The sequence below is a fragment of the Arcicella sp. BE140 genome (assembly GCF_031456255.1).
Classification (GTDB): Bacteria; Bacteroidota; Bacteroidia; order Cytophagales; family Spirosomataceae; genus Arcicella; species Arcicella aquatica.
Window position 1 is genome coordinate 142,086 of record NZ_JAVDUE010000010.1, and the last position, 17,576, is coordinate 159,661.

The 17,576-nt window shown below is 35.9% G+C and carries 11 protein-coding genes; 7 read left to right on the forward strand and 4 right to left on the reverse strand.

What is annotated here, in order from left to right; all coding sequences use genetic code 11:
* Positions 1-15 precede the first annotated feature (15 nt).
* From J2Y60_RS15180 to J2Y60_RS15190, 3 genes are read right to left on the reverse strand one after another with little or no spacing between them, the layout of a single operon-like run.
* Positions 16-1,479 carry a TolC family protein gene (locus J2Y60_RS15180; RefSeq protein ID WP_309919352.1) on the reverse strand — a complete coding sequence of 488 codons (1,464 nt, stop codon included), beginning with the start codon at positions 1,477-1,479 and terminating at the stop codon, positions 16-18.
* A gap of 1 nt (position 1,480) precedes the next feature.
* Positions 1,481-2,848: an HlyD family efflux transporter periplasmic adaptor subunit gene (locus J2Y60_RS15185; protein ID WP_309919349.1), complete on the reverse strand. Its 1,368-nt coding sequence runs from the start codon at positions 2,846-2,848 to the stop codon at positions 1,481-1,483.
* A 3-nt stretch (positions 2,849-2,851) separates the two neighbouring features.
* Positions 2,852-5,038 (reverse strand): ATP-binding cassette domain-containing protein, encoded by a 2,187-nt coding sequence (locus J2Y60_RS15190; RefSeq protein ID WP_309919346.1) that lies wholly within the window; start codon positions 5,036-5,038, stop codon positions 2,852-2,854.
* A 333-nt stretch (positions 5,039-5,371) separates the two neighbouring features.
* Here J2Y60_RS15190 and J2Y60_RS15195 point away from each other — a divergent pair, with 333 nt between their 5' ends.
* The 7 genes from J2Y60_RS15195 (at position 5,372) to J2Y60_RS15225 (ending at position 16,566) form a co-directional block, all read left to right on the forward strand.
* Positions 5,372-7,789, forward strand: coding sequence for a DUF5686 family protein (locus J2Y60_RS15195; protein ID WP_309919343.1), 2,418 nt, complete (start codon positions 5,372-5,374; stop codon positions 7,787-7,789).
* A 190-nt stretch (positions 7,790-7,979) separates the two neighbouring features.
* Complete coding sequence (locus J2Y60_RS15200) at positions 7,980-8,276, forward strand: hypothetical protein (protein ID WP_309919341.1); 297 nt, start codon at positions 7,980-7,982, stop codon at positions 8,274-8,276.
* 139 nt (positions 8,277-8,415) lie between these two features.
* On the forward strand, positions 8,416-10,914 hold the full coding sequence (locus J2Y60_RS15205; RefSeq protein ID WP_309919338.1) for an Hsp70 family protein: 2,499 nt from the start codon (positions 8,416-8,418) through the stop codon (positions 10,912-10,914).
* A 167-nt stretch (positions 10,915-11,081) separates the two neighbouring features.
* The gene (locus J2Y60_RS15210) at positions 11,082-12,629 is read left to right on the forward strand and encodes a hypothetical protein (protein ID WP_309919335.1); all 1,548 of its coding nucleotides are present in this window, start codon (positions 11,082-11,084) and stop codon (positions 12,627-12,629) included.
* A gap of 150 nt (positions 12,630-12,779) precedes the next feature.
* A complete protein-coding gene (locus J2Y60_RS15215; RefSeq protein ID WP_309919332.1) occupies positions 12,780-13,628 on the forward strand; it encodes an SMP-30/gluconolactonase/LRE family protein in 849 nt (282 codons plus the stop codon).
* A 268-nt stretch (positions 13,629-13,896) separates the two neighbouring features.
* Positions 13,897-14,385 carry a 2Fe-2S iron-sulfur cluster-binding protein gene (locus J2Y60_RS15220; RefSeq protein WP_309919329.1) on the forward strand — a complete coding sequence of 163 codons (489 nt, stop codon included), beginning with the start codon at positions 13,897-13,899 and terminating at the stop codon, positions 14,383-14,385.
* A gap of 18 nt (positions 14,386-14,403) precedes the next feature.
* Entirely contained in the window at positions 14,404-16,566 is a 2,163-nt protein-coding gene (locus tag J2Y60_RS15225) for a molybdopterin cofactor-binding domain-containing protein (RefSeq protein WP_309919326.1), read from the forward strand.
* Positions 16,567-16,653: 87 nt separating this feature from the next.
* Here the strand turns inward: J2Y60_RS15225 and J2Y60_RS15230 are convergent, their stop codons facing one another.
* Entirely contained in the window at positions 16,654-17,526 is an 873-nt protein-coding gene (locus J2Y60_RS15230; RefSeq protein WP_309919323.1) for an Rpn family recombination-promoting nuclease/putative transposase, read from the reverse strand.
* Positions 17,527-17,576 lie beyond the last annotated feature (50 nt).

Sequence of the window (17,576 nt, forward strand, 5' to 3'; positions counted from 1 at the left end):
TTTCTATCAATAAATTTAAAGCAAGTCTGGAAGTCCAGCCGTATAAGCTAAATTTGCCAGTGCTTTCTCGTATTTACTCTTCAACGATTCTACTTTTATGCGCATATCAATCAGTTTACTTTCGCGACTGTTAATCAAGAATAAAGTACTTTCACCTATTTCAAATTTCCGTTGTTCGGCTTTCGTTAATAGTTCTTGGTTCTTGGCGGCATCTTGCTGAATACGTAACTGACGTTCGTAGTTTTTCACCTCGTTATAAGCTGCATACACATCATTCATGATTTCACGGCGTGCCAGATTCAATTCAAAACCTGTACTCAATTGCTTGATTCTGATTTGCTGTAGCTTCCCTCTTTCTTTTCTGAGGAACAGAGGCATTACAAACTCAAAGCCCAACTTATGGTTATTGGTAGAAAAGGAATTTTCGTAAGAATAAGCAGGATTTGAGCTAAAGCTATCTGCAATAAAATTGAAATTAGCATTCAGCGTAGGCTTTAGCATTTCCCTTCTAAACTTTTCTTCAATCCCTAATTGCTGGATTTTCAAATCGTATTTCTGAATTTCAGGGTGTCTTGATTTCGCCTGACTAATCAAACCTTGAAGGGTAGTTTCATCTACTTTTATCACTGCCGACGCTGGCGGAAATGCATTCTCGGGCAATTCAAGCGGATTTTCTTTATCATCCCACAGATAGTTTGACAACGCCAACCTAGTGTTCTGTAAATCTACCTGCGCTTGCTCTAAAGCTACTTCACGGTCTTGTAAAGTAATCTTAGCTTCCACAGAATCTATCGTGGCTTGTTCGCCTACTCGCGAACGTTCGCGAGTAGCGATAAATCTTTGGTTTGCCAAATCGTAGCCTTCTCGCACAAATTGTAATTGTTGATGGCTGAACCACCATTCCCAATAGCTTTTGGCAGCATACAAGATGGTTTTGTTAATCAACTTTTGGCGTTCTGCTTCGGCAATGTTCTTGGCTAAATTAGCTTGCTTCAACGTATTTCTTCGGGCATCAATCACCAAGCCTTGACCAATCGGCACGCTTAAACCAGCTACAATAAGTCGGGAAGACTCTTCTGCCAACAGTTTCTTACCACTGCTTTGGTCGTAACCTACTTTGAAATCTACGCCTGTCCAAGTAGGAATTTTTAGGGCGTTGTGCCAACGGTTATAATAATCATCCCCTTTAAAAGCCTTTCTGTCAAAATCCGATGATAGCTTCGGATCGAAAGCCCCTCTGGCTTGCATAATTTCAGCATCAGCATCAGCCAAGTACAAATTAGCTTGTTTTACGGTTGGATGATTCTTTAAAACCAAACTTTTAAAATCTTCATAACTAAATGTTGCCTGTGCCTTAGCATTGCTTAACGCACTCATTAATAGAATAAAGACGTATATGGTATAAAATCGTGGTGTTGAAAAACCTTTCCTATCAAAAGCATTAGATTGATGAACACCACTAATTATTGTATGTTTCATTTTACTTTGCTTTTTTATGATTTAAAGCTCCTTCAGGCTCTTGTTTTAATGTTGGTGGGAAAGCATTCAGTTGACGCCAGATTTCATACCAAACTGGTACGTCGTCGAGCATTACCCAACCTGCTACGCCCGAACCCATTCTTAATTGCTTTGGCCATTTTTGTTCACCTTTCGCAATTTTAGGGACAATCAGCAATCTGTATTCGCCTTTTGTATTATCTATTCTATCGATTACTTTGACAATCCCGCCAAAAGTACCTACCGTAGCCGATGGCCAACCTGAGAATACCAATGATGGCCAACCTTCAAATTGTAAACGTACTTCACGCCCTTCGGTAATGAGTGGCACATCCATTGCTTTGACATACAATTCAACAGCCATTGCTGGATTGAAAGGTTGAAGAGTACAGATAGATTCGCCTTCTTTAATGTTTTCGCCGATACCTGCTTTTAAGGCACGCACTACGTAGCCTTCTTGGGGTGCTTTGATATAATATTGATTTCTACGAATATCCACATTGGTAATTTTATTACTCAATTGTGAAATTTCATACTGACCAGCTGCCAAAGATGAATATGCAGAACTTCTATCAGACTCAGCTTTGGCTATTTTCTCAGCGTATTCAGCACCAATAGAATTGAGTTCTATTTGGGCATTGGTTAATTCTTGGCGAGAAATCGCTAATTTATTTTGCGTAGAAACCAACTTAGTTCTTGTTTCCTGCAATTTTAATTTACGCGATTCTAGTTCGCTTAGCGAAACCAACCCACCGTTTTTGTACTGGTCTTCACCCCTATCATACCTTGTTTGTGCAATATTAAATTGTACTTGTTCCGCTATTACATCCGTGCTATCAGAAGTTACTTTCAGAAAGCCCTGCTTTACTTTGTTTCTGGCTTTTTGTAAACTAAATTTCTGGTTTTGCTCTAGTGCTACAATCTGCTGTGATAAGGCATCAATTTTGGCTTGGTAACTAGCAAGCCCAGCTTTTTTGGCGGTTAATTGTTCTTGCAAACGTGAAGGCAGGTTTGGGTCGAAATAATCATCCTTCGTTTCTGAAATCACCAATAAGGTATCGCCCTTTTCTACTAAATCGCCTTCTTTTACTAGCCATTCTTCTATCCTTCCTGATATTATATTTTGCACATTCTGTGGTCTATCTTTAGGCGTAAAAGCCGAAATATCACCTTTGCCCGTAACGTTCTGTTGCCAAGGCAAAAATAATATCAACAATAAAATCACTACGATAGCCATCAGCCAACGTTTCAGAATTACTGCCGAACGTGGTGTATGCAAGGTATTAAGCGAGTGCAATTCAAATTGCTCGTTTACCTGCTTACTGATACTTTGTTTTGATAAATTTAACATATCTTAATCTATAGCTTCTTGAAAGTTGATGTCTTTGATTAAATCTTGGTATCTGCCTTGTAATACAATTTCGCCTTCGTTCAATACGATTACTTTGTCACAAGCAGCCATTACCATAGGGTCGTTTGAGATAGTAAGGAGCGTCCAAGGATTGGCTTTATCCGTTAAAAACGCAATTGTTTTCAGCCTTTCTGCCTTATGCAATTCTCGGTAAATATCCGTAATCATCAATAGTTGAGGCTTCTCAACTACGCATCTAGCTACTGAAATTTTAGCGATAAAGCTTTCTGAAAAACGTTTTCCTCCCGCAATCATCGGTGTATTTAATCCATCTGGCAGTTCTGCAATAAAATCACTTAAATTCAAACTATCCAACGCCCACTTTACATCACTAAATTTGACACTAGAGCGACCCATCGCGATATTATCTAGCAATGAACCATCAAAGATGGCGTCGAGGGCTAAGTTTCTTTCGATGGCATCTCTGATTGAATCTAATTTTACGTCTCTGATAGACATTCCGTTGTAAGTAATGCCACCTTCAAAATCAGTAAAAATAGCCGAGAGTATCTTTAATAATGTTTCTTTCCCCGAGCCATTCGTCCCTGTGATACAAATGCTTTCTTTAGGCTTGATTTCTAAATTAAGTTTTTTTAATACGTGTTTCCCTCCCCCTGGATAACGGTAGCTCAAATCTTTTAATTTAATTTCTAGTCCTTTAGGGTTTTCATGAAAATCAATATTCAAGCCCGTTTGGCGTTCTAAGGGTAAATCGGTCACAAAACCTATTTTCTCTACGGCTGTTAATAAGTCAAAAACGGTATCTGCACCAGAAATTAGTTTTTCTACAGAGTTTACCACCAAGACAATGATAATTTCAGAAGCCACAAACTGACCTAAGGAAATTTGGCGGTCTATGACCAAAGAAGTTCCTAGAATCAACAAAACAGCCGTAACGAAGGTCTTGAAGAAAACAGCATTGCTATACAATATCAATAGCACCTTGAAGTGTTTTTTACGGTATTTCAGGTAATTATTCACCAAGTAATCCATTCTTTGCATTGGCAAATTGGTAGAACCTGCTGATTTGAAGGCGTATAATGTACGGGCAATATCTTCTAACCACTGGGCGACTTTGTATTTGTATTTCGATTCAGCCAAGCTAGTTTCCATCCCTTTTTCAGCGTTCAGATACACCACAAAAGTGACGATGGCGATAGTCAGCAAACCAAATGCAATAAAGTAAGGGTGGTATAACGATAATAGAATCATGCCGAAGAGAATCTGAATTAAGGCGGCAGTAATATCGATTAATACTTTGGGGAGAGCTTTTTGAACATTCAGAATATCAAAAAAGCGATTCATCAGTTCTGGAGCGTATGAGCCTAATAATGCTTCTGATTTTACTCTGGGGATTCGATAAGTAAATTCAAAAGCGGCTTTGGCAAAAACTCTTCTTTGTAGTACTTCAACCAAGGTTTGTTGATATATCTGTAAAATTCCAGTGATAATAACCCCTAAAATTACTACCGTTATTAATACATAAACCGAACTAAAAACTAACCCGCCAGATACTAAGCCTATAATAGCCTGAATACCCAAGGGCAGGGTTAAACTGATAATTCCGACGACAATGGCATAAATATAAATGTATCCAATGTCTTTACGTTCAGCTTTCAGCATCCTGAATAGCCGCTTGGTCGGGCTCATTTGTTCTGGTGCTGTAGCATTGTCGATGTTTTCGAGCGGATACACAATCAAAAATCTCACTTTGCCATTTTGTGTACTATCGGCATGATTATTGATTTTGACAGGCTGGAAAGCTTGGTTTTCAGAGATTTCCTCTGCATCCTGATTATCGACAAATTGATAAAACTGAGGTTCATTGTCTTTTAGTTTTCTGGCAGCAAAAATGACTTTGATAGGGTCATCGCTTTCATCAAAAAAAATTACTGGATGTTTGTTCTCTTTGAGGAGTTCTGGGAAATCTTGCGCGCTGGCATAATTTTCTACTACTAAGAATTGTTGTTTACGGGCAGCTTGAGTTAGCGCATTAACAAATACATCAATTTCATTAGCACTAAAGGTTTTTAGTTTTGAAAGAGGCGATTGGTAAGCGAAGTTATCAAAATCTGTACCGTAAAACTCGGTTAGTTTCTTAACAATAAGGCTTAACTGAGTGGATTGCATATATTTTTTGTGTTTGAATGTGGGTAATATACTGTCCTTAAATAAAGAAATATCGTTTATTTAATTGTTCTAACAACGAAATTAATTCCTTTGTTTAGAAAAATTCTAAACAAATTGACAAGCGGTCAATATCACTAATAAAACTAAGATTTATCACCAACAAATTATTCTACCAAAGTTTGTTAGTAAATTTGTTGTTCTACCTTTTGTAAAAAGTATTTAAAATATTCTGCTCCAATAATTTTTTATTTGATTTTGAACTTTTAAATTCCATTTACCATCTCTCTAAAGCTTCTATTAACTTATGCTAGATGATGAAACAAAATAAGAAATATGTTCCCAAAAAAAACAAGTGCTTTATTTATATTCTTGATTTTCCATTTATATAATATATACGCTTTTCAAAAAAATGATACCGCCCCAAATTTGGATGTCACTCAAATTATTCAAAAGGCCATCAAACTTGCTCCAGTTCACGACAAGTCTTTTGTGAATTATGAGGCTGAAGTATTTATTCAAAATTCAGCTAAGTGGAATACAATCCCCAATATCTGGGAGCCTTTACTTGCTAAAGAGGGTGTAGCTGAAAAACTCGTTTATCAATCCGAGTCTTTTGCTAAATTCTATGTTAGCAGTAATAATACTTATTATTTTCAACATAAAGCGTTGAGAAACAATTACCATGCAGAGGCACGTCCTGACAAATACGTAAACCCAAATTTCTATAAAGCTGTTCTAGGCACAGGTGCTATTTCTCCGCTCTCGCCAAAGGCTTTCCAATATTACGATTTTGAATTGGTAGATACTAAAATTATTAATAACTCAAAAGTTTATAACATCAAAGTTACGCCTAAACACAACAATGATGAAAAAGTATTTAGTGGTACAATATCATTAACGGATGGGGATTTTTATCTACAAGATTTAGACCTAACCGTTAAAAACTACAATATTACGTATCACATCACCATCAATTATGCCCTTTTTAATACCCAGTGGGTTCCTCAACAATATAAGATTGTTGCTACGGGAGCTTTGATGGGTTTTGAGGGTGACTATACTTACATGGCCAAAGTCTGGAATTATCAGGACATTGCCCATAAAATCATTCCCGATTTAATTCGTCCAGACGAAAGCGAGTTTAGCGAAATAGTGAATGTACAGGAACGTAATTTTGAAGTTCAACAGTTCAAACAAGTAATGTCGGCTTTGGGTACCACTCTGAAAAACCAATGGAGTGATGCCAACATTGCTTCTGGTTTAAAACGTTATGATAAGGTTGAAATAGTACACAATGCTGAACAACAAAGCGAAGACATTTGGACTTCCTTAAAAACGAATACCGACTTTCAAGCTTTCAAGCCGAATTTACCCATTAATTCATATAACAAAAACTCGCTTCCACTACAGCCCGACGAGTTTTCAACTTACCGACAAGCCAATCAAAAATTTGGCATTGGTAGTGTATTGTTCAGTCGTTCGTATTTTTGGGGAGATACCAAACGGGGGTTCTATCCTTACGAAATTTATTATAAATCTCCTGTCTTAGATTTCAACTTCAATACAGTAGAAGGCTTTGTATTTAATACAGGAGCTTTGTTTCGTTTCAGACGAAACCGATATGATTGGTTTGAGCTTGACCCTACTTGGCGATATTCAGTTACTCAGAATCGTTCGATGGGTATGCTAAAGCTCCGTTGGAAAACCCAGAAAGAAGAAATAAGTATTTCGGGCGGAAAGTTTATCTCTCAATACAATGTGGATACGCCTGTAGCCCTCGACTTAAACTCGTTATCGACGCTTATTCTTAAAAAGAACTTTGTTAAAATCTATGAAAAAGACTTTGTTAATATTTCATTCAGCGACCGTTTTTCTAATACTTTAGGGATTAAAACGTCTTTAGAATGGGCAAAGCGTTATCCTTTAGAGAATACTACAAACTATTATTGGGTCAACTTTGCCGGAGATTCTTACTCACCGAACTTCCCTAATAGTCAAGAATTGCCCGACACTAAGTTTCAGAACAATAATGCTTTCTTAGCTAACTTTCAGATTAACTATCGTCCTACGCTGAAAAAGCAATATCGTAATAATATTCGTTATGTAGATTTTTCTTCGTCTCCATTGATTACCTTCAAATACCGTGGTGCTATTCCTAAATTGTTTGGCAGTGAAATGGATTTCCATACGATTGAGCTAGGCATTGCACACAATTTCCCACTGAGTATCAATACAAATTTCAATTATATCGCACAGGCGGGTACTTTTTTAAGTGCCAATAAGATGACTTTTGCTGATTACAAACATTTCAATGGTAACAATAATACTATTGCGATTGGGGAAGCCCTCACTACACATCGTTTGGTGGGTTTTTATGATAACTATATTTGGGGCGTAAGTAAAAAATTAATTGACCCATTTTATTTTTCTACCAATGGTTCATATATCGACATCATGACGATGTTTGGTCTTAGAAAATTCGCTTTGACACAATCGACCCTGATACGCAACAAAGGCATCCGTGAAGACCTTTTTGCCAACTACCTTTATACCGCCAACAACAATATTCATAATATTGAAGTAGGGTATGGAGTAGATGGCATCTTGAGGATTTTAAGAGTAGAGGCTGTTTTGGCTTACAACAATCGTGGAATACCTAACAAGGAATTTACCAGCTTCAAGAATACGATGGTAGGCATCAGGGTATCGCTTAATTCCAGAGTACGTGGAGGCGTAACACCAGATTGGTGATAATAGTCAATTTTTTTTTTGCTAGCGAAAGCACTTATTATCTTCTCTAGGTATGGGTGCTTTCGCTTTTTTTGTCCTTTAGTTTTATAGATTTTTGCTTTACGCAACAAATAAAAGATAAGCATCTTCTGATTATATCATAACTTACTATAACTTTAGCAAACATTCATAATCTATATCATTTTTCCCAATGAAACAGTTAATCGAAATTGCTAATCAACTTCATAACCTAGAAAAAAAAACAGAAAAAGCTTCTCATTCCTCGCTTTATGCTCGTCATCTTCAACGAATCCGACAAGCCCTTATTGAAATGGATATTACTTACCATTCTCCAGAAGGTGAAAAATATACTGATACCAGAACTGATATTGAAGCAAGTTTAACAGGAGAACCTTCTGAGAATATGCGAATCACGGAGGTAATCAAGCCTATCGTTATGAAAGATGGAAAAATTCTACAAAGGGGCATCGTTATTGTTGAGAGTTAATTAAGCGTTGTAAATTGTCATCAACACCGTTTAGCATCCTGACAGATGGACTTATTACGGACACCTTTGTTTAGATAAACAATTAATTTTCAACAAAATAGAATACACAAGTAAGATAATCATATATTAAAATTTACCCATGCAAACAATTAATTTTGGAATAGATTTAGGTACTACAAACTCTTTGATTGCTCGTTTTACAGGAGCCAATGTTGAAGTTTATAAAAATCCTATCGGCTTAAAAGAAACGCTTCCAAGTTGTGTAGCTTTCCGTGGCGAACGGACTATCATCGGAGAAAAAGCGAGAGAATGGCTTTTGAAAGATGCTTTAAATGTCTTTACGAGTTTTAAACGTAAAATGGGTACTGATGAAAACTATTTTATTCCTTCGCTCAGCGAAAACAAGTCACCTATAGAGCTTTCCGCTTTAGTATTAAAAGAATTAAAGAATTTCATTCATACTGGTGAAATCCCTAACGCTGTTGTCATTACTATTCCTGCAAGTTTTGATACCATTCAGAGCAATGCCACTAAACAGGCAGGTTATGAAGCGGGTTTTAAAGAAGTGGTATTGCTACAAGAGCCTATTGCGGCGTCTTTAGCATTTTTCAATAAATATCGTGCGTCTGAAAAAGAAACAGGTAAATGGTTGGTTTATGATTTAGGCGGAGGAACATTTGATGTTGCCTTGGTAGGAATAGATAATAGCGAGCTACGTGTGCTTGACCATCAGGGAGATAATTATTTAGGAGGCGTCGATTTTGATCATGGTTTAGTAATGAATGTTATTATTCCTAAACTAGTAGCCCAAACAGGAAACACAGGACTAATAGATTATATACATACAAAGAATAGTATCTATGAGAAGCTTTATCATGTACTTTTATTAAAAGCCGAAGAAGCTAAAAAAGAACTAAGTTCGCGACTAAGCACTGAAATTGAATTTGCTTATACTTCTCCAGATGGGATTGAAGAGGATATTTACATCACTATTAGTAGAGAAGAACTGAATAGCGTAATCAGCAATAAAGTTGATGCTACATTGTTGATGTTAGAGGTAATTTTAGACAGGAATCATCTATTACCTTCGGATATTGAGGAAATTATTATGATTGGTGGTAGCACGTATATTCCCTATATCTACGAAACTATTGCCGAAAAAACGAACATCAAAGTAAACAGAAATGCTGACCCGACAACGGCCGTTGTAGTGGGTGCTGCTTATTTTGCTGGGAATAAACCAAGCATTGAAAAAAAAGTAACTATCATTGAGCAAGAGTCTTTTGATAATATAACGATACAAACAGGCTATACAGCTACGACTAAGGACCACGAAGAGTATATCACTGCAAGCGTTACAAATTTTAAAGAAGGTTTGTTTTATCGAATTACGCGTAATGATGGTGGCTTTGATTCAGGGATAAAAAAACTCACCCCTAAGTTTGGAGAGTTTGTTTTACTGTTACCTAACTGTATCAATTCATTTCAAATAAAAGTTTTTGATGATACAAATACGCCTATTGAAGTCTTAGTTGACGAGATTCATATCTCGCAAGGATTGTTTAATTTATATGGGCAACCACTACCAGAGGACATTTGTATTGAGATTGATGATTTGAATAATAACTCAACAAAATGTCAGGTTATTTTTACTCGAAATAGTATCCTTCCACTTACTAAAACGATTTATCGTGAAGTTAGTCGTACCATAAAAAAAGGGTCTGATGATTCTTTAATCATTAATTTGATGGAAGGCGACGCCAATCAACATCCAAGTACGAATAAAGTAATTGGTGTGATTGAAATAAAGGCTGAAAAATTGGTAAGCGACTTGGTGAAAGGGTCGGATGTGGAGATAAAAATAGAAATGAGCGAATCGCGTGATATATCTATCAGTACGCATTTAAGTATGACCGACCAACAATTTGAGGAAGTATTCAGTCCAACAAAAAGATATGTGAGTATTGCAAAACTCAGAGACGAAATTCATGAGTTGAGAGGACAACTTGAACTAGATTTAAGCAAAGCGGTAAAAAATGAGGAATTTGAGTTGGCGGCTCATCTGCAAAATAAAGTAGAACAAGCGAGGGATTTGTATGTACAAGCAAAAACATTGAAGGCAGATTTTTATACCGATGAAAAATATCAGCTATATGAGGCAAAAAGAAAACTAGCAAAAGAACTCTATACCAATGGTACAGTAAACAATAGAATCTTTCAAATCAAAGAGAAATATTATGATTTGATGGAGACCTTGCAAGCATGGTTGCAAAACATAGATGATATACCCCAAAAATATCAAGTTGATGCTACCAAAATTAAAGAAGAAGAAATCAAAATCATGCGTAGTAATAATTATTATTTAATAGAAGGACATTATCAAAAAACCTTAAGGTTAGTAAATAATATTATTTTATATACTCCTACTTTACTTGTGCATTTTTACCATATCTATTCCTCATTATCCCCTGAGGAATATACTGATTATGGTGCTGCAAAAAAAGAAATCAACCGTGGTGAAAAAGCCCTTGAAAGGCAAGATTACACAGATTTAAGAAATGTATTGATGGTACTTGCAGGCTTGACAAAAAATTCTGAGATATTAGAAACCAAAATTAAAGGAACGGGGCTTGGATGACATTTAGCCAAACATAGTAATCAATACCATTTAAGCAATGTTTCGTTCATTTTTAATAACTGCCAATTAGATACTTGACACGACAAAAAAATAGCGAACCGTTCACCAATCGCTATTTTCTAATAACTATTTAGTAAGATAAATACCTCAATCACTTTTTAACAACTATGCCATATCAATCACCACTCCACATACTTGACAGTTTAAATATTGAACCCGATGAGCTTGTAGTTGAAGATATAAACAGACTAAGGAAGAAAATATTAGCAGAATTTAGCTTGAGTACAGACATTAGTATCAAGTTAAATGATAAATCTTATACGAAAGATGAAGTACTGAAAATAATTGACCAACTCAAGGAAGTAGATAATTTATCGCTTCAAAAAGAAATTTTCAAGCGTAAACCTATTCTGGATTGGTTAGAAAACCCTACAAGATTTATTTTTCCTGCGGATTCGTTAAATGAATTATTGCAGGATTACCCTTCAAATGATTTTCTTCAAAATACTATCCAAGAAGCTGCCTTGGAATATGTTAAACTGAATTTCAGAAAAAGGCTTTTTGAAAAACATGAAGCAGTATTTGATTTACTAAATACTTTTGATGAAAAATATAGCTATGCCGTTTATGACTATCTCTATCTTGAGATTATACAAATAATAGAAGACATCGATGAAGCCATAAGTTCTCCAAACCTCAGGACTAACAAAGAGGCCTTCGATTTCATTACTTCCCCAACATGGACAGACTTTTTGAATAATTTACCGGCTTATTTTGAAGAGATACGTAATAAGTATTGCCATAGCGTCATCGGATACACAGTAGCAATACAACGTAAGGATAAAGAATGGACTTATGAAATCAGCACACAATTAAATCAAACCATTTGTGATGAATCACTCCAAGAGGTTATTTCAAAGAACCATCAAATATATTCAGATAATTATCATAATACTCATCATGACAACGAGACAAACAAAAGTTATAATTGGGTATATTGGGTAATTGTTATTTTAGTAAATATCGTGCGAATGAGTTCTTGTTCAGATCATTCTTCGAGCAGTAGTAGTAGCTATAATCCTCCCTCTCAAACTTTTCAAGTTCCAAGTAGTTATGAAGAAAAACAACAGGATACGAAAATTAAAATACCCGCTAATTCGTACTATATCCTGCAAATTCAAGAGTATCAAAAGTTATTATTTAAACATGAGTTAAAAAAAGGGGAAGAAATTGAAAATCTCATCAATGGGCAAGATTTAGTTTGGAATCTAAATATAGGCAACCTTGAAGAATATACCGATACTCAGGAAAAGAATAATCCGCAAATGGTTTCCATAAAAAACGAAACTGATTATGATTTGATTATTTTTAAAGCTGGTTGTATTGCCAATAGAAGTTATTTTGTTCATCATAATAATAACTTCTATTTAGAATGCTGTGAGGGAGATGTTCTGTTTTTTTATTTTGGTAAAAAATGGAAACGAGTAGCACCTATAGCAAATAAACAGGAATTTGACGAAAAGATGCGTTTTCAAGGATATTTCGCCAAAACGCATAATAATAGTTTAGCTACTTTCATGAAGCAATATACTATTACATCAAACAATGCGAACTCATCTATCTTGTTTAATAATGATAAACTCGACAGAGGGGTGTTCCCAGAAGTTAAAAACATCGAATTAAGAGAAAATGACTCTTCTATACTTTTTCAATGAGTTATTTAATGGGCTTTTTACCTATACAAATTCTGTTTAGCAAATATTTGTAAGCAATCATCTAAAAACAGACAAGTAAATCATTTTAAAGTACTATTTTTATACTATCTAAGAACATTTATTTATCTCTAATTTTTAAATCGTCAAAACATGAAAAATATATTCCGTTTAAGTTTACTTTTCGTTTTTGTATTGTCCATAAATTCTTCGTTTTCACAAGTAACACTTAAAAAGTTGTGGGAAAGCGATACTACCAGCTTGCTTACGCCTGAGTCTATCTTGTTTGAGCCTAAATCAAAAACAGTGTTTGTTTCTTGTATCAACGGTGGGCCAGCCGCTACTAACTCAAACAGTTATATTGCTAAAGTAGATTTGAATGGAAAGGTTACACAACAGAAATTTACAGAAAACTTGCAATCCACTAAAGGCTTGGGCTTTTTGGATGGCAAACTGTATGTTACCGAGATTTTTAAATTGGTAGAAATCGATGCGAAGTCTGGAAAAGTATTGAACAAATACGATGTGCCAGATGCTAAATTCTTGAACGATATTGGTGTAGATACGAAAAACAAAATTGTTTATTTTACAGATATGCGTTCGGATAGACTTTGGAAATTAGACAAAGGGCAGATTGTAAAAGTAGTAGAAGGAGCACCATTGAAAAGTCCCAATGGATTATTCTTTGAAAATGGCAAGTTGATTGCTGGCAATGGTGATGGTAAAATATTGGCTTATGATTTACAGTCACAACAATTTTCAACGATTGCAGAAGGAATGGGCGGTATTGATGGTATTTTAACAGATGGCAAAAAAGGATATTTTGCTTCTGAATGGAGAGGAAAAGTTTGGCATATCAACACAGAAGGAAAAACACAATTATTACTCGACTTTGTTGATGCAAAAGTAAACACCGCTGATTTTGAATATATTCCAAGCAAAAAACTATTAATCATCCCGACTTTCTTAAAAAATAAGATAATGGCTTATGGAGTAGAATAGCTATCGGATGTCGGTCTTCGGCTTTCAGCTATCAGTTTTCAGATGGCGGATATAGGTTATTTAGTTCTAAACAGAAGGCTAAAATCAATCTAGGTTTTCAGCTATCAGTTTTCAGATGTCGGATATAGGTTATTTAGTTCTAAACAGAAGGCTAAAATCAATCTAGAAAATCAATATCTGACATCCGAATACCGATATCCGAATACCGATATCCGAATACCGACATCCGAAGACCGAAAGCAAAATAACGATTTAATAAATTAAAAATATGGCAAAGTATAATCTATTAGTAAACGGCAAAAAGTATAATGTAGATGCTGATGCCGACACTCCCCTTTTGTGGGTTATCCGCGATTATGTCGGATTGAAAGGCACTAAATTTGGTTGTGGAATGGCACTTTGCGGTGCTTGCACTGTTCATTTAGACGGTCAGCCTATTCGTTCTTGTTCAACGCCTATCTCAACAGTAAAGGCGACAAACAAAATAACTACTATCGAAGGCATTTCAGCCAATACCGACAGTGCTGTTCAGAAAGCATGGATTGAAGAACAAGTGCCACAATGTGGTTACTGTCAGTCAGGGCAAATTATGTCGGCTGTGGCATTATTAAAAGAAAAAAGTAATCCTACAGATTCAGAAATAGATGATGCGATGTCGGGTAATATTTGTCGTTGTGGTACTTATCCACGTATTCGTAAGGCTATCCATAGAGCAGCTGAATTGATGCACGAAGGAACAAACTCTACTGGTAAGTAATCTTTAAACCACACGAACATGACACAGAATAACTCTCGTAGAGACTTCATAAAAGCCAGTACGATATTGGCAATAGGCTTTTCTTTTTCTTCCCTCGGGAAAGCAGAAAACATCCATAAGATTGATACTACTACCGCTGCATTAGGAATAGAATTGGATCCATACATTTTGATTAATGATGATGGCAAGATTATTCTTTTCAATGCACGCCCTGATATGGGACAAGGTACTTACCAATCGCTTCCTTTATTGATTGCCGAAGAATTGGAAGTAACCTTAGACCAAGTAGAAATCCGTAACACTGACGGTCAAGGAAAATATGGTGCTCAACTTTCTGGCGGGTCTTCTTCGGTTCGTACACGCTGGCTTCCAATGCGTAAGGCAGGGGCTGCCGTAAAAGAAATGTTGATTACAGCTGCCAGTAAAAAATGGCAAGTACCTACTTCAGAATGCTATGCCCAAACTGGCAAGGTTTTTCATAAGCCCTCAGGAAAATCTTATACGTACGGTGAATTGGTAGAAGAGGCCTCTAAATTAGAAGTGCCTAAAAACCCAAAGCTAAAGCATTCAAAAGATTTTAGACTGTTGGGAAAATCAGTACCTCGTCCAGAGATTCCCTCAAAGGTAAATGGAACAGCTGTTTTTGGGATAGATTCAGATATTCCAGGAATGTTGTTTGCTAGTATCGAACGCTCACCAACTATTCATGGCAAAGTTGTAAACTTTGATAGTTCGGCAGCGATGAAGGTAAAAGGCGTAAAACACGTGCTGAAATCAGAACGTAAGATGCCACACAAAGCTGTAGAAACGGTAGCAGTGGTAGCCGATACCTATTGGGGAGCATTGAAAGGACGAAGAGCCTTGAAAATCACTTGGGATGCTCAGGGTTCTGATAAAATTTCTACGGATGCCTACTTTGAAAACTTACGTACTTTAGCCAAAACTGAAGGGCAGGAGTATAAAAAAGAAAAAGTTGGCGACTTTAACAAAGGTTTCGAAGGAGCCAATAAAAAGATAGAAGCTCAGTACGAAACACCATTCTTAGCTCATGCCCCGCTTGAACCTGAAAATGCTACAGTGTGGGTACAGGGTGATAAAGTAGAAGTTTGGGCACCTATTCAAGGGCCAGATGGATTGATTACACAATTAGCTCAGTATTTGAACATCAAGCCCGAAAATGTAAAAGTAAATGTGCCATTTATGGGCGGTGCTTTCGGAAGAAAAGCCTATTTTGATTACGTAATGGAAGCGGCTAATTTGTCAAAACAAATCAAAGCTCCTGTAAAAGTAATTTGGACACGCGAAGACGATACTACACAAGGACCATTCCGCCCCGGTATGCTATCAGCCATGCAAGGTGGCTTAGATGCAAAAGGTAATGTTGTGGCTTTGAATCATAAAATTGTAGGTAGCTCTATTCAGCATCAAGTATTTGGTAATCCATTGAAAAATGCACCAGACGATTGGGCGATTGAAACGGCTAATACCGAAGATAGTCCTTATGATTTTACCAATAGAAAAGCTAGTTTCCATTTAGCAGAAACTGATATTCCTATTCTTTGGTGGCGTTCGGTATATTCTTCTACTACTGCTTTCGGACAAGAATCTTTTATTGACGAGTTAGCTCATGCTGCTAATATAGACCCATTGGCTTTTCGTTTGGATATGTTGGCAGATGCTTCAAGATTTACTAGAGTATTACAAACTTTAGCCAAGAAAGCTGATTATCACCAGAAACTCCCAGAAAACCAAGCGATAGGTATTGCCATTGCTCGCTCTTTTGGCACTATTGTCGCCCATGCCGTAACGGTTTCCAAGAATGGAAAAGGAGTAAAAATAGACAAAGTAGTTTCGGTAATCGACTGCGGTATGACCGTAAATCCTGATAATATAAAAGCACAAACTGACGGGAATATCGTGATGGGATTGACAGCTGCTATCAAAAACGGTATTACCTTCAAAGATGGTATGGCTGAACAAAGCAATTTCCATCAATACAATGTTTTGAGGTTTAGTGAAATGCCTAAAACAGAAGTGCATATTATTAATAACGAAGAAGCACCGGGTGGTGTAGGCGAACCGGGGCTACCGCCTTTCGCTCCTGCCCTTTGCAATGCTATTTATAATTTAACAGGCAAAAGAATCAGAACTTTACCTTTTGATATTGATAATATTGGGTAAGTAATTGTTAAATAAAAGAATCGAGTATGCTAAGGGTAATATCATTAGCATACTCGATTCTTTTATTTTGAAAAATTTAATTATCGTTTAAATATTTGATGTTTCATTCTGAACAGCAAGAACAAAATCAATAGAAATATTATTGTAATCTGCTATTTCTTCAATTGAAAGTTTACCATATTTTAGGGCTTTCTTAATGGCTTCCTTTTTATCAGCCAAACGAATTTCTTCAATTTTTTTATTTTCATTTTTTACTGCTAAGGCATTTGCAGAAATAGCCATTTCATAGGCAAGTTTTTGTTCTGCCGTCATAGCCCGCAAATCTACTTCATGAATGGCTTTTTTAAGCCACTCTTCATCCCAAAAAGTAGGAAATTGAGAGGTATCTGTAACAGTATGTAAATTTTTCATTGTATAAATCAGTTTATCCAAATCTGTTTGTATGTCAAATAACTGCTTTGTGAATTTACTTAACTCTAATGTTACAAACGCCATTTGATTATCAATAATTTCATTTTTATGATTTCTTAGTACTGCTATATTATGATAATCTTCAATTAAAGGGAAAATATTTTTTGCTAAAATACCGATACAATATATCTTAGGCAGGTTCTCAAATTTATATGCTCCTTTTTTTACCATCGTATTAAAACGATGTAAAGCATAAAATTTCATTCGCTGAATAAATTCAGGATATTCACTCAATTGCATCTCTACAATAAAATGATTTCCATTTTCATCAACACAAGCTATATCATAAATGCCACTTCTGCTGTCAACTGTGATAGCTGATATTTCATTTTTGAAAAATTTAATTTCTCTTATTGATAGATTAGAGCTGATTAATGCTTGTAATGCCTTCTTTAAAAAAGTAGTATCCGTTTCATTGCCAAATGTCACTTTGAAGCCATAGTCGGACAGAATCGAAATAAATCTTTCATTATCATTATAGATATCCATATATCTTTTTTTTTAGTGTAGAACAGATTAATCTAAAGAAACGCTTACAT